Consider the following 14015-nt stretch of genomic DNA (forward strand, 5'->3'; position numbering starts at 1 on the left):
GAAAATTTAGATTTATAGATACTGAATAGAACTTAAATTTAGAAACCTTCAAAAACGCCGAGCCCAAATAAAGCAAAATCATATTTCACAGGGTCTTTAGCGTCTAGTTTTCGTAGAGCTTTGTCTAGTTCGGCTAAGGCTTTGCCGTCATTTTGTTTTCGTTTTAGTAAACCAAGTTTACGTGCTACATTTCCAGAGTGAACATCTAACGGGCAGCTTAATGTAGCAGGTGATATGGATTTCCAAATTCCGAAATCTACACCGTTATTATCATCTCTTATCATCCACCGTAAATACATATTGATTCTTTTAGCTGCTGAATTTTTAAGCGGATCACTAACATGTTTTTGGGTGCGTTCTAAATGAGGAATTTCAAAAAAAACTTTTTTAAATTGATGTATGCTTTTCTGAATAGAATCTTTTTCAACATGGCTTTTAAAAACAGCTTCAAGTCCATTATGGTTTTTATAAATATGTTGTAAGCTTTGAATAAATTGTATAAAATCAAAGCCATTAAAAGTTCTGTGAACAAAAGGTTCTAATCGCTCTAAATCAGACTCTTTATGTTGTTCAATAAACTGAAAAGGGGCGTGGTCGAGTAGCTCCATCATCATATTGGCATTTTTAATGATGCTTTTTCTGTTTCCCCAAGCTATCGTTGCAGATAAAAAACCAGCAATCTCTATATCTTCTTTTTTAGAAAACTGATGAGGAATCTGAATGGGATCACTCTCAATAAATTTAGGATGGTTATAGAGTTCAACCTTTTCATCCAAAAAGTCTTTAATCTCTGATTTTTTAAGTTTCAATATTTGATGATTATATTATAATAAATGTTTTTTTTCTCTTAACCATTATAGACTTGATTCTCTTGTTCTGCAACACGAATAAAAGTAGTCCGTTTAGTTAATTCTTTTAAACGTTCAGCACCAACATAAGTACAAGTGCTACGAAGACCGCCTAGAATATCTTGCAGTGTGTTTTTCACGTCTCCTTTATAGATGACTTCAACCGTTTTACCTTCACTAGCTCTATATTCTGCAACACCTCCAACATATTTATCCATGGCTGTAGCAGAACTCATACCATAAAACTGTTTATATTGTTTATCATCTCTTGTTATAAGTTCTCCGCCGCTTTCGGTATGACCAGCAAACATGCCACCGAGCATTACAAAATCGGCACCAGCACCAAATGCTTTAGCAACATCTCCAGGTGTCGCGCATCCGCCATCACTAATAATTTGGCCACCTAAACCGTGAGCAGCATCTGCACATTCTATAATTGCAGATAATTGAGGGTAACCAACGCCTGTTTTAACACGAGTAGTACAAACACTGCCCGGACCAATACCTACTTTTACTATATCTGCACCCGAAAGAATTAACTGTTCTACCATTTCGCCTGTAACAACATTACCCGCAATAATAACTTTGTCTGGGTATGAATTACGTGTTTGTTGCAAGAATTCTACAAAATGCTCTGAATAGCCATTGGCGACATCAATACAAATAAATTTTAGTTCAGGATGGTTTTTAAAAACCGTTTTTAGTTTTTTAGTGTCTGCTTCACCTGTTCCTGTACTTATAGCGATATGATCAATAATAGTATCTGGAGCTTTATCTAAAAATTCACTCCATTGTTCGGACGTGTAATGTTTGTGTATGGCAGTAAAGAGTTTTTGTTCTGAAAGGGCTAATGCCATTTCAAAAGTTCCGACAGTATCCATATTAGCAGCCATAATAGGAATGCCTTTCCAATCTTTTTTACTGTTAAGAAAACTAAAGTTGCGTTCTAAAGTTACTTGAGACCTACTTTTTAAGGTTGAACGTTTTGGACGAATCATCACGTCTTTAAAACCTAACTTTATGTCGTTTTCTATATGCATTTTTGAAGATTATTTTGGTTACTTTCAAAAATACGAGTTCTATGAAAGAACGTGACTTTTAATTAAGAAAGTCTTATGATGTTTTTATTAACAATTAATCGAAAAAATAATTATTTCACTGCAATCATGCTAATTTCAACATTAACAAATTTGGGTAAATTAGCAACTTCAACAGTTTCTCTTGCTGGTGCCGTAGCTTCATCAAAATATTTTCCGTAGACTTCATTAATTTGAGAAAAGTTATTCATATCGCTAATAAAAATTGAAGATTTAATAACGTCATCAAAAGTCATGTCTGCTGCTTCTAAAACGGCTTTCATGTTTTCCATTACTTGTTTTGTTTCCGTTTTAATATCATCTATTACTAACTCCATCGTTTCTGGGTGGAGTGCAATCTGACCAGAAGTGTACAATGTATTACCTGATAAAATAGCTTGATTATAAGGACCTATAGGTGCAGGTGCTTTTGGGGTGTTTATTATCTTTTTCATATTTTAGAGAGCTTGTTAATTATAAAAATGTAGTTCGAATTTAAACTATTCTTCTCACACAGAAAAGTAAAAGAAGCGATAAGTTAATGCTCTATTTAGTTACCGACTGACTGATCTGCTTGTTTCCTTTTGTCGTATTTTAAATCTTTAAGCAAGTTAGATTTAATACCAATAAAGAAATTCCAAGAGCTTCGGTCACTAAAAGGTATCCAAGTAAAATTCATACGCCAACTCAATAAGTCTCTTTCAAAACGTAATTGAGTATATGAGAATCCTTGGTTTGCAAAATCATAGCCAGAAGATCCTCCTACAGTCCATTTAGGAGAAATATCTATATCTCCCGAAAACATAAGTGAATGCGAAGATATTTCATTTTCCCGCTGGGTATTAGAGTAATTTGCGGCATAGGCTAATCTAAGACTCCAAGGTAATTTATAATTGTAAAATTCATTGTTTTCTTCTTTTTCATCATCCTCTTTGTCACTATCTGAGAGCCGCTTATTAGCGTAGTCTTCGGTTCTCCCAAATAAGTCATCCGTTCGTCCTCCTGATCGAGCAGATTCTTGAGCAGAAGCATCTTTTTCTTCACTATCCTTTCCCGAAAAACTATCATTAGATAGCGTATAGCTCATACTTACATTAGCAGAGGTTAATCTAAATAAGCTTCCTCCGTTATTAATGTTAAAGCTATTTACAACAGCATTATTACTATCTAAAGCATAAGGGTTAAGGGTCATCCCGAAGTTAATACTCATTTTGTTATTTAAAATTTGAGTACCACCAGTCATACGTAATGGACTCCATTTTAATGAATCTGCAGCGATATTATAAGCGGTAGAGAAATTCAAACTATTTAATAGGGTTACTTTTTCGGCTTCTGTTTGTGTAGAATCTTTAGCGCGTATTTTTGCTTCAATGTTATTGCTTAAGCTTAGACCAACACTACTACTAAACGTATTTCCTGGTGCACCAGACAAAGAATTTTCAAAGCGACTATAAACTTCATCAGAAGTTGTGCCATCTGCATCTACAACTTCGTATGTTTCATAATATTGATCAAAGGCAGGACTTACAGAATAGCTTATAGATGGACGCATAACGTGCCGTATCGCTTTTATTTTTGAGTCTTTGTTTTCGTTTTCAAAGTCATACATTCCGTAAATAGTTGTTCCTATACTGGCACCTGCACTATATGTTAAGAAACGGTCAAAACCATTTTGATTTATCGTTACAGTTTCTTCTAAATCTTGATCGTAGTAACGACTTATCGTTTTTAAGGTCCAGTTTTCTTCCAGGCTAGCATTAGCACTAACACTGAAATAATCGAAGACTTTAAAATTTGTTGTAACGGGTATGCTGTGAGTCATTCCTATTTCGGCGTCATCAAACATTTCACTTTTACCAAAAATAGAATCGTTAGTCTGTATGCTGTATTCACCTCTTGTGGATACCTGAAAATTAATGTTTTGTATAACCCCTTTTTTAGTGCCGTTTTTAGGTTCAAAAGGATAAACTCTACCCATAGAAGCTTGAAGTGTTGGGAGCGTTAAATTAACATCTCCTGTATTTGTATTTTGACTGTGTGTTGCTGTTAGGCTTAAATTTACTTGAGGCTCACCTGAAAATGTTTTAGAATAAGAAACAGAAGAGGCTAAAGTATTATTTAAAAAACTCGATTGATTTAATTGATTTATAGATTCTTGAAAATAAGAACTACTACCTAAGTTTACAGAAGCAGAAAATCGAGAATTAGGGTTTGCTTTAGTATCTTGGCTGTGTGACCATCTAATATTGTAAATAGTGCTTTGACTAAAATCAGGGAATCCTCGCTCTTCATTAAGTAAATTCTCGTACCTTAAACTTAAATTACCTCTATATTTATAGCGGAGCGCATAGTTGTTTTCAACCCTTATACCATAACTACCATTAGTATAATAATCGCCTAAAATCGCTAAATCTAAATAATCGCTAATCGAAAAATAGTAACCTCCATTCTGTAAATTATAACCTCTATTACTATCTTCACCAAAACTAGGTATAATAAGACCCGAAGTTTGTGTCTGAGTCATAGGGAAGAAAGCGAAAGGTAATGCTATAGGCGTCGGTACACCATAAATTTCCATATATGTTGGCCCAACAATAACTTTTTTATTAGGAACCATTTTCATTTTGGTTGTTACAAATTGATATTCTGGATCTTCTTCGTCTTCAGCAGTTGTAAATCGACCTTTTTTCATAAAATAGACCGAATCATTTTCTTTTTTTGTAATAGGAGAATAAACCTTAAATCCTTGTTGTTCAGTTCTAGAATTAAAGACCAATGCTTTTTTAGATTCCGTATTAAAAACAATAGAATCTGGCTCGATAACATTTTCACCTTGCGTAAAAACGGGTCTTTGACTATAACCTGTAGAATCCTTTATGCGGCCAGCGTAGACTAAATTTTTACTATAATCAATAACAATAACACCAGCTTTGATGTTCATATCTTGATACAATACTTCAGCTTCATTGTATAAATATATTTGCGTTTTCTTTTGATTTAAAGACACATAATCTTTAGCTGTATATTTCACAGTGCCTTCAAGTAAGCCTTTTTGTTTTGTGGAGTCTTTCTTTGTAGAATCAACCTCTATAGTTTTTACAGGTAGACTAGCTATAGAATCTAAAGAAACTGAGGTAGAGTCTTTCTGCTGTTTAGCAGGGATAGTACCTTCTTTAATAGGTAATTCTTGAGCAAAGCTAAACGTGTTAATAAACACTGTAAAACTAAGGGTGAAAAGTATGTATAAGCTTTTTGTCTGCAATGCTTTTAAATGTATTTTTGTAAAAGTATGGCTCGGTTTTTGGAACGCCAAAAGTACAGTATTTTTTTTGTGATTACTTTAATAAAATTAGAAAATGAAAAATACTATTTTAAACCGATAGCACTTTGTACTAAAACAAGTTGATAAACCGTTAAATTAGATATGCAAACGACACATAAATCTACAATAGTATTAATAGTTCTTATATTTATAAGTTCTTTAACATCTTATGCCACGCTGCAAGCTCAAAATAATAAATTTGTGGTAGTATTAGATGCCGGTCATGGAGGGCATGATTCAGGAAATGTTGGTAATGGGCACAGTGAGAAAGACATAGCGCTTAAAGTAACTTTAGAAGTTGGAAAAGAACTTGGTGAAAACCCTGATATAAAAGTAATTTATACCAGAAAGACGGATGTATTTGTAGAATTACACGAACGGGCAAACATTGCCAATAGAGCACATGCAGATCTATTTGTGTCTATCCACTGTAATGCGCACAGTTCTCAGGCGAGCGGAACAGAAACATTTGTATTAGGAGAGAAGAATACAGGTAGAAATTTTGATGTCGCTAAAAAGGAAAATGAAGTAATCTTCTTAGAAGATAATTATGAAGAGAATTATGCAGGTTTCGATCCTAGTTCTCCAGAATCTACAATCGCTATTGGTATTGAACAGGAAGTTTACGTAGAGCAAAGTGTTGTCTTAGCACGGAAAATAGAAGATAATTTTATTGGTAAAGCAAAACGAAAAAGTAGAGGATTAAAGCAAGCGAGTTTATTAGTGATTAGAAATACTTATATGCCTAGCGTTTTAGTTGAAGTAGGTTTCTTAACAAATAAAAGTGAAGGCAGTTATTTAAATACTAAAGCAGGGCAATCTAAAATGGCAGATGCTATAAAAACTGCAGTTTTAGATTATAAAAAAGAATTAGATCAAAATGTAGGTAGTCATATTCTTCAAGTTGATGCAGAAACTATGACAGAAGAAATAGAAGCGCCTAGAGTAGTTGAAGGTATTATTTTTAAAGTTCAAATAGCTGCTGGCTCTAAAAAGTTGGAACCAAAATCTTATAACTTTAAAGGACTTTCTAATATCTCTAGAGATAAATTAGGTGAAATATATAAATACTACAGCGGCCAAACGTCAGATTATAATGAGGTTAAGAAAGATCAAAATGCAGCGAAGTTAGCTGGATATCCTGATGCATTTGTTGTCGCTTTTAAAGAAGGAAAAAAGATAGATGTATCTGAGGCCTTAAAATCTGCTACGAATTAGAAACTTTATTAGTATATTTATTACTAATTTTGTTTATAAACTAAATAAAGCCCATTGAAAATCTCAAGAGAAACTAAAACTGCAATACTAGTCCTAGCTGGTATCGCTTTTTGTATATATTTATTTACCTTTCTAAAAGGTGAAGATCTATTTGAAAACTCAAATGTATACTATACAGAATTTGAATATAATGCCTTAAGCATGTCATCTCCAGTGACAATTAAAGGTAATAAAATAGGGAAAATAGAAGATATAATCTATGATTACGAGACTGGTAAAACGCGTATTGCGTTTACTGTCAATCCAAAATTAAAATTCTCAAAAAACAGTACTGTTAGGCTTTATCAAGATGGCTTAATGGGAGGAAATGCTTTATCTATTGTTGAAGGCAATGGAGGAGAGAATGCCAAACCTGGAGATTTTATTGAATCGGAAGTGAAACCAGGAATGGTATCATCTTTAGAGAAAAACTTTTCTGGAATTAGTGAGGATTTAGGATCAACACTTCGATCTTCAGATAGCTTATTGGTTAACCTAAACACTCTTGTAATGGATGATTCTGATGATGGACTAAAGCAGACTATTGCAGAATTAAATTCTACATTAAAATCGTTTAAGGGTGTTGCGTTTGCAGCAAATAATCTAATTAGTAAAAATGATGATAAAATTGCATCATTATTAGCGAATTTTGAAAACACAAGTACAGAATTAACGATCTTAATTAAAGATCTTAACGAAGCTAAACTTTCAAATACTGTGAAGAACTTAGACGAAATGGTTACCAAGTTAAATCAGTTGGCAGTAGGGCTTGAAGCAGGTAAAGGTACCATGGGAAAACTTTTAAAAGATGATGCCCTCTATAATAATTTAGATAATGCGTCTAAAGAAATGCAACTCTTACTTTTAGATATAAAATTACATCCTGCGAGATACAGACGTATTCTATCTAAAAAAGAGATTCCTTACGAGGAGCCAACACAAGAGGAATTAAACAATAACTAGATCCATCAATCATGGCATATTTACCTAATATAATTTTTGCCGTTATCCTATTAATGGGGGTTGGCTTTTTTGCTCGTAATGTCCAAAAACTGATTCGTAATATTAAACTCGGTCAAGATGTTGACGCTAGTGATAACAAATCAGAACGTTGGAAAAACACTATAAACATTGCTTTAGGGCAAAGTAAAATGGTGAAACGTCCAGTTTCTGGATTTCTACACGTTATTGTTTATGTAGGCTTTATTATTATAAATATTGAAGTCTTAGAAATTATAATCGATGGTCTTTTTGGGACACATAGAATAGGACAAGAATTATTGCCAACAGCTTTATATGGTTTCCTTATTGGATCATTTGAAATTTTAGCCGTTTTAGTTTTAGTATCTGTAACTGTATTTTGGATAAGAAGAAATGTGATTAAAATTAAGCGTTTCTTAAGTTCCGAAATGAAAGGATGGCCAAAGAGTGATGGTAATATTATTCTTTATTTTGAAGTTGTATTAATGGGCTTATTCTTAATAATGAATGCAACAGATACTGTTTTTCAAGGTGCTAATTCAGGTAATGTTATTTCACAATTTATCGCACCATTGTTTAATGGTTTTTCTATTGAAGCATTACACACTGTAGAGCGTATAGCTTGGTGGTTGCATATTGTTGGTATTTTAACTTTCTTAAATTATTTATACTTCTCAAAGCATTTACATATTCTATTGGCCTTCCCTAATGTTTATTATGGAAGTGTATCTCCAAAAGGAAAATTCAATAATTTAGATGCTGTTACGGCAGAAGTAAAGTTAATGATGGATCCCGATGCAGATCCTTTCGCTGCACCACCAGAAGGAGCAGAAGATGAAGTGCCTGCTAAGTTTGGGGCAAGTGATGTAATGGATTTAACTAAAATTCAGTTGCTTAACGCGTATACGTGTACCGAATGTGGTCGTTGTACAAGCGAATGTCCAGCAAATCTTACTGGTAAAAAATTATCGCCTCGTAAGATTATGATGGATACGAGAGATCGATTAGAAGAAGTAGGAAAAAATGTTGATGCTAATAATGGTGAGTTTAAAGATGATGGCAAACAACTTTTAGGAGACTACATCACAAACGAAGAACTTTGGGCGTGTACAACATGTAATGCTTGTGTAGAAGCTTGTCCGGTGAGCATTAACCCACTATCAATTATTATGGATATGCGTCGTTATTTAGTTATGGAGCAAAGTGCTGCACCAACAGAACTGAATACTATGATGACCAATATAGAAAACAATGGAGCACCTTGGCCTTATAACCAAATGGACCGTTTAAATTGGAAAGATGAGTAGTTTGCTTGAGCGTTTAAGTCCTAAAACCAGATTGATATTAGGAATATTAGGAGGCCTTATATCTTTTGGATTATATAATATTATAGATGAAAAGAATACAGGAGTATTTTTGAATTTTTCATTTGGATTTATTGTCGCCTTTTCATTTTTGATGTTAGTGAGCTATAAGTTTAATGTACTTATTAAACGTAGATAAATAGCTTTAAAATTTTATTAAATCTTGATTATGTTGGAGGGGTTTAATTTTCAAACAGAAAAATTATGAGTGAAGAATTAAAAGTGCCAACCATGGCAGAGTATATGGCAGAAGGCAAACAACCAGAAATTTTATTTTGGGTGGGTTCTGCTGGTAGTTATGACGATAGAGCAAAGAAAATAACCAAAGCTTTCGTGAAGATTCTAAATAAAGCAAATGTAGATTTTGCTGTTTTAGGAACTGAAGAAAGTAATACTGGTGATGTTGCAAAACGTGCAGGAAATGAATTTTTATTTCAAATGCAAGCTGTTATGAATATTGAAGTTCTTAACGCTTACGAAGTAAAACGTATTGTTACCTGTGATCCGCATTCTTTCAACTGTATTAAAAACGAATATCCTGGTCTTGGTGGTAATTACGAAGTAATTCACCATACTCAATTTATAGAACAATTAATCGCTTCAGGTCGTTTAACATTAGATGGTGATGTCTATAAAGGCAAACGTATAACATTTCATGATCCTTGTTATTTAGGAAGAGCAAATAGTGTTTACGATGCACCGAGAGATGTGCTAAAAAAAACAAATGCAACTTTAATAGAAATGAAACGCCATAAAGGAACTGCTTTATGCTGTGGGGCAGGAGGTGCTCAAATGTTTAAAGATGCAGAACCAGGAAATAAGGAAATTAATATCCTTAGAACTGAAGATGCTTTAGAAACGCAACCAGAAATTATTGCAACAGGTTGTCCTTATTGTAATACCATGATGACTGATGGTGTAAAATTTAAAGAAAAAGAAGCAGAAATTAAGGTTATGGATATTGCTGAGTTGATTGCTGATGCGTAATGCTATAAAGTTGTGGGAAACGATATTGAAAAATTACCGTTAAAAAAGCGTATTATTACAGGTGTTGCCATTGGTTTATTATACACTTCATTAATGGCTGGTTTTGATTATGTTACTGATAAACCATTTTCTTTATTAAAGTTTCTATTGAATGCTTTCTTTTTTGGACTTGTAATGGGTTATGTTTTTAGGTATAAAATCACAAAAAACAAAGATTAATAATATATCTAAGCAATGAATTTCGCAAATCCTCAAATACAAACAGAAGACTTACCAAATATTAAAGAAGCTGTTTTAAAACCAATTTCAAAAACTTATTTAAAAATAATAACACTTAACAAGCTAGCTTTCTATAGTCTTATTTTGAGTGCTGTGTTTGGTTTAAAATTCTTTATTAAAAAAGACGATTTTCAAAATAACTTTTGGTTTGTGTTTATTGGAGTTATATTAATTTGTATCATAAATTTTATTATTTCCATATTAGCGTTTCAAAAACGTAAATATGCAATTAGAGCGCATGATGTCATATATGCAAAAGGTTTAATTGTTCACTCTATGATAACCGTACCAATATCTAGAATTCAGCATGTTGAAGAAAGTAGAAGTTGGTTGGCCAGATCTTTTGGACTGGCAACACTCAAAATATTTACGGCAGGAGAATCTGGTAGCGATTTGAGTATTAATGGTCTACCTCATTTAGAAGCTATACAAATTAAGGACATTATAAGCGCAAAGGTTAATGGAAAAGATTGATTTTTCAAAAGCTATGCGGCAATCTTCTAAAGGTATAATTGTAATTTTTGTATTTAATACAGTTAAATTCTTCAAGAAATTTTTTGTACTCTTTATTGCTTTTGGTGTTTCTATACTTAAAAGTAAATCCATCGGAAATGTAACACCTACAATGTTAATCCTTGCAACTATTGGTGTGTTAATTGTTATACTTGTTTTTGCAATACTAAAATATCTTAATTTTAAGTTTTATTTAAGTGAAGATGATTTTCATTTAGCCACAGGTATTATAAATAAGGATAATACTATTATTCCAAAGTCTAAAATTCAGAATGTTTACATTAAGCAAAATTTTTTACAGCAGATTATAAATGTAGTTTCTGTTAAAATAGAAACAGCAGGTGATAAAAAATCTGAAATCGAAATTAGTGCCTTAGATAAACCTACAGCTCTATTTTTAAAGGAGCAGTTGTTTACTAAAAAGGCAGTAGAAAGTGAAGAGAAAGCGTCTATTGAAAAACGCGATGTATTTTTCAGTGTCTCACCTAAACGATTGTTGTTGGAGGGGGTATCTCAAAATCATTTTAAAAGTTTTCTACTTATTACAACCTTTGTTTTTGGTTTGTATACAGAGCTCGAAGAATATTTAAAGGAATTAAATCTAAAAGAGCGGGTAGAGGGAGTTGTTAAGCTAGATGAAGCTACAATTCTAAATTTATTAATTACTAATGCCATCATCGTCATAGCTGTTGTATTAGTTTCGCTACTATTTTCTGTAATTAAGACCTTTATAATTAATTTTAATCTAGAAGTTGTAGAACATCAAAAGACCGTTGAAATAAACAAAGGACTCTTCAATAAAGTCTCTTTGAGTTTAACGCCTAGTCGTATTCAGAATTTAGTAGTGACAACAAACCGGGTGAAGCAGTATTTAGGTTTACATGCTTTATCCGTAAAACAAGCGATGGTTAATGCAAAGCAACAAAAGAACTTTAATATTGTTGCATTAGAAAAGGTGCAACTCAATTATTTAATAAATAAGCTCTTATCAAATTATACTGAAGATCAAGGTGAGATAAAAAAACCAAGTCGTTATTATATGAGAATTTCAGCTTTAGAAATGATGGTGTTTTTATTAATTATAAATGGTTTGTCTATCGCAGTGTTTGGGCTAGAGATGTTATGGATTAATGTTGTTTTTATTCCTCTAACAGTTTTATATGTGCATTTCGCTTACAAAAAAGCCTATTACAGAATTTCGGATAACTTTATTACTATTGGAAGTGGGGTGATTGATACGACGACCAATATTCTTGAAATTCATAAAATTCAAAGTGTAAAAATAAAACAGACTATTTTTCAGAAACCAAAGTCTATAGCATCATTAGTGATTTATACGGCTTCAAAGTCAGTTACTATTCCATATGTTTCAAAACCTGATGCTATTTCCATTTATAATCTTTTGCTATATAAGGTAGAATCTCAAGATAGAGATTGGATGTAATATTGTATTTTTGTTTTTAGAAAAAATAAAAATATGCTAGTCGATTTTAATACCTTACCAGAAGAATCTAGAGTTTGGATTTACCAAGCTAACCGTTCATTTTCAGATGAAGAATTAGAACAATTAAAAGGACAGATAGATACATTTATAGAAGCTTGGACAGCGCATGGAAAAGATTTAAAAGCAGGCTATAAAATTGTTTATAAGCGATTTATTGTTATTGCTATGGATCAGAGTTTAAATAGTGCTACAGGCTGCTCAATTGATGCTTCAGTTGGTTTTATTCAACAATTAGAACAACAATACGATGTTGATTTAATGGATAAAATGAATGTGTCTTACAAGCAAGGTGAATTTATTGCTCATAAATCTTTGATTGATTTCAAAAAAATGGCACAACAAAAAGCTGTTTCTAAAAATACAATTGTATTTAATAATTTGGTGACTAATATTGCTGAATTCAATGAGAATTGGGAAGTTCCTGTAAGTGAAAGTTGGCATAATAGATTTATTAAATAACAGTTTTTCTAAAAAACTTTCATATATCAAATAGAATAGTCACTTTTACAATACGTAATAAAGGACTAACGACAAAATATAAATTGTGGCTACAGATATTTTCTTATTAAACATTTCAGGACAAGATAAACCAGGGTTAACTTCAAGCTTAACAAGTGTATTAGCAGAGTATGACGCCAAGGTTTTAGATATCGGGCAAGCTAATATTCACGATACGTTATCCTTAGGAATAATGTTCGAAATTAAATCTGGTAAAAAATCTGCAGCTGTTCTTAAGGATTTATTATTTAAGGCTTATGAGTTAGATCTTAGAGCGAAGTTTTCTCCAATATCATTAGATGATTATGAAGATTGGGTAAGCTTACAAGGAAAGGATCGTTATATTATTACCATTGTAGGTGAGAAATTAGCAGCCGCTCAGATATCTGAAGTGACTAAAGTTATTTCAGAAAAAAATCTAAATATAGATTCCATAAAACGCCTAACAGGTAGAACTTCATTAGTGCATACTGAGGATTACCCAAGAGCTTCGATTCAACTTTCTATTAGAGGTAGAATTGGTGATAAGTCCGATTTTACAGAGAAAATGATGGCTATATCGAGAGAACTAGATGTAGATATCGCTTTTCAAGAAGATAATATTTTTAGAAGAAATAGACGCTTAGTTTGTTTTGATATGGATTCAACTTTAATTCAAACTGAAGTTATAGATGAATTAGCCGAGCTAGCTGGTGTTGGTACAGAGGTTAAAGCTATTACCGAAGCTGCCATGCAAGGTGAAATAGATTTTAATGAAAGCTTTAAAAGACGGATGAAACTCTTAGAAGGTCTAAGTGAATCTGTTTTACAAGAAGTTGCTGAGCGTTTACCTATTACTAAAGGAGCAAAACGACTGATTGATACGCTACATTATTACGGATTTAAAACGGCTATTTTATCTGGTGGTTTTACTTATTTTGGACATTATTTACAAGAAAAACTAGACATCGATTACGTTTATGCTAATCAATTAGAGATAAAAGATGGTGCCCTAACAGGTGGTTATCTTGGTGATATTGTAGATGGTAATAAAAAGGCAGAATATCTGCAGTTACTTGCCGATAATATGCATATAGATATCAGTCAAACCATTGCTGTAGGTGATGGCGCTAACGATTTGCCAATGCTAAATTTAGCTGGTTTGGGGATTGCGTTTCATGCCAAACCTAAAGTTAAAGATAGTGCACAAAGTTCTATTTCTAGTATTGGTTTAGATGGAGTACTATATCTATTGGGGTATCATGACCGTCAAATTGATCTGGTCTCAAGATCTTAAAAATAAAACATGTTATTCACTTTAATAAATCTATCTTAAAGTCTATCAACTTCTTTACAAATACGCTAATTTGGTACAATATTCGTTGTCATTTTACGTACTAAACTTAA

The 14015-nt window shown here is 32.5% G+C and carries 14 protein-coding genes; 10 read left to right on the plus strand and 4 right to left on the minus strand.

The genetic code is table 11. The annotated features are described in order from the left end of the window. Positions 1-38 precede the first annotated feature (38 nt). The 4 genes from HM985_RS14530 to HM985_RS14545 form a co-directional block, all read right to left on the minus strand. Positions 39-809 carry a TIGR02757 family protein gene (locus HM985_RS14530; protein WP_179376944.1) on the minus strand — a complete coding sequence of 257 codons (771 nt, stop codon included), beginning with the start codon at positions 807-809 and terminating at the stop codon, positions 39-41. A 38-nt stretch (positions 810-847) separates the two neighbouring features. Beyond that, entirely contained in the window at positions 848-1888 is a 1041-nt protein-coding gene (locus HM985_RS14535; protein WP_179376945.1) for a GMP reductase, read from the minus strand. Positions 1889-1998: 110 nt separating this feature from the next. After that, a complete protein-coding gene (locus HM985_RS14540) occupies positions 1999-2379 on the minus strand; it encodes a RidA family protein (protein ID WP_179376946.1) in 381 nt (126 codons plus the stop codon). A gap of 95 nt (positions 2380-2474) precedes the next feature. Beyond that, complete coding sequence (locus HM985_RS14545) at positions 2475-5237, minus strand: putative LPS assembly protein LptD (RefSeq protein ID WP_179376947.1); 2763 nt, start codon at positions 5235-5237, stop codon at positions 2475-2477. A 111-nt stretch (positions 5238-5348) separates the two neighbouring features. On the opposite strand from HM985_RS14545, the gene HM985_RS14550 reads away from it, so the two are divergent. From HM985_RS14550 to serB, 10 genes are all read left to right on the plus strand, one after another. Further along, positions 5349-6464, plus strand: a complete 1116-nt coding sequence (locus HM985_RS14550) for an N-acetylmuramoyl-L-alanine amidase family protein (protein WP_179376948.1) — start codon at positions 5349-5351, stop codon at positions 6462-6464. Between the two features lie 54 nt (positions 6465-6518). Beyond that, complete coding sequence (locus HM985_RS14555) at positions 6519-7466, plus strand: MlaD family protein (protein ID WP_179376949.1); 948 nt, start codon at positions 6519-6521, stop codon at positions 7464-7466. Positions 7467-7477: 11 nt separating this feature from the next. Further along, positions 7478-8791, plus strand: coding sequence for a (Fe-S)-binding protein (locus HM985_RS14560; protein WP_179376950.1), 1314 nt, complete (start codon positions 7478-7480; stop codon positions 8789-8791). After that, positions 8784-8987 (plus strand): hypothetical protein, encoded by a 204-nt coding sequence (locus HM985_RS14565; protein WP_179376951.1) that lies wholly within the window; start codon positions 8784-8786, stop codon positions 8985-8987. Before HM985_RS14560 ends, HM985_RS14565 begins: the two co-directional genes overlap by 8 nt. 65 nt (positions 8988-9052) lie before the next feature. Further along, positions 9053-9835: a (Fe-S)-binding protein gene (locus tag HM985_RS14570; protein ID WP_179376952.1), complete on the plus strand. Its 783-nt coding sequence runs from the start codon at positions 9053-9055 to the stop codon at positions 9833-9835. Positions 9836-9847: 12 nt separating this feature from the next. Continuing rightward, positions 9848-10054, plus strand: a complete 207-nt coding sequence (locus tag HM985_RS14575) for a hypothetical protein (protein WP_179376953.1) — start codon at positions 9848-9850, stop codon at positions 10052-10054. A gap of 15 nt (positions 10055-10069) precedes the next feature. After that, the gene (locus HM985_RS14580; protein WP_179376954.1) at positions 10070-10588 is read left to right on the plus strand and encodes a PH domain-containing protein; all 519 of its coding nucleotides are present in this window, start codon (positions 10070-10072) and stop codon (positions 10586-10588) included. Further along, positions 10575-12071: a PH domain-containing protein gene (locus HM985_RS14585; RefSeq protein WP_179376955.1), complete on the plus strand. Its 1497-nt coding sequence runs from the start codon at positions 10575-10577 to the stop codon at positions 12069-12071. The genes HM985_RS14580 and HM985_RS14585 overlap by 14 nt, the downstream gene beginning before the upstream one ends. Positions 12072-12104: 33 nt before the next feature. Beyond that, a complete protein-coding gene (locus HM985_RS14590) occupies positions 12105-12590 on the plus strand; it encodes an ABC transporter ATPase (RefSeq protein ID WP_179376956.1) in 486 nt (161 codons plus the stop codon). A gap of 85 nt (positions 12591-12675) precedes the next feature. Further along, positions 12676-13905, plus strand: a complete 1230-nt coding sequence (gene serB, locus HM985_RS14595; RefSeq protein ID WP_179376957.1) for a phosphoserine phosphatase SerB — start codon at positions 12676-12678, stop codon at positions 13903-13905. Positions 13906-14015: the final 110 nt, after the last annotated feature.

It is taken from the genome of Winogradskyella wichelsiae, from assembly GCF_013403925.1.
GTDB lineage: Bacteria > Bacteroidota > Bacteroidia > Flavobacteriales > Flavobacteriaceae > Winogradskyella > Winogradskyella wichelsiae.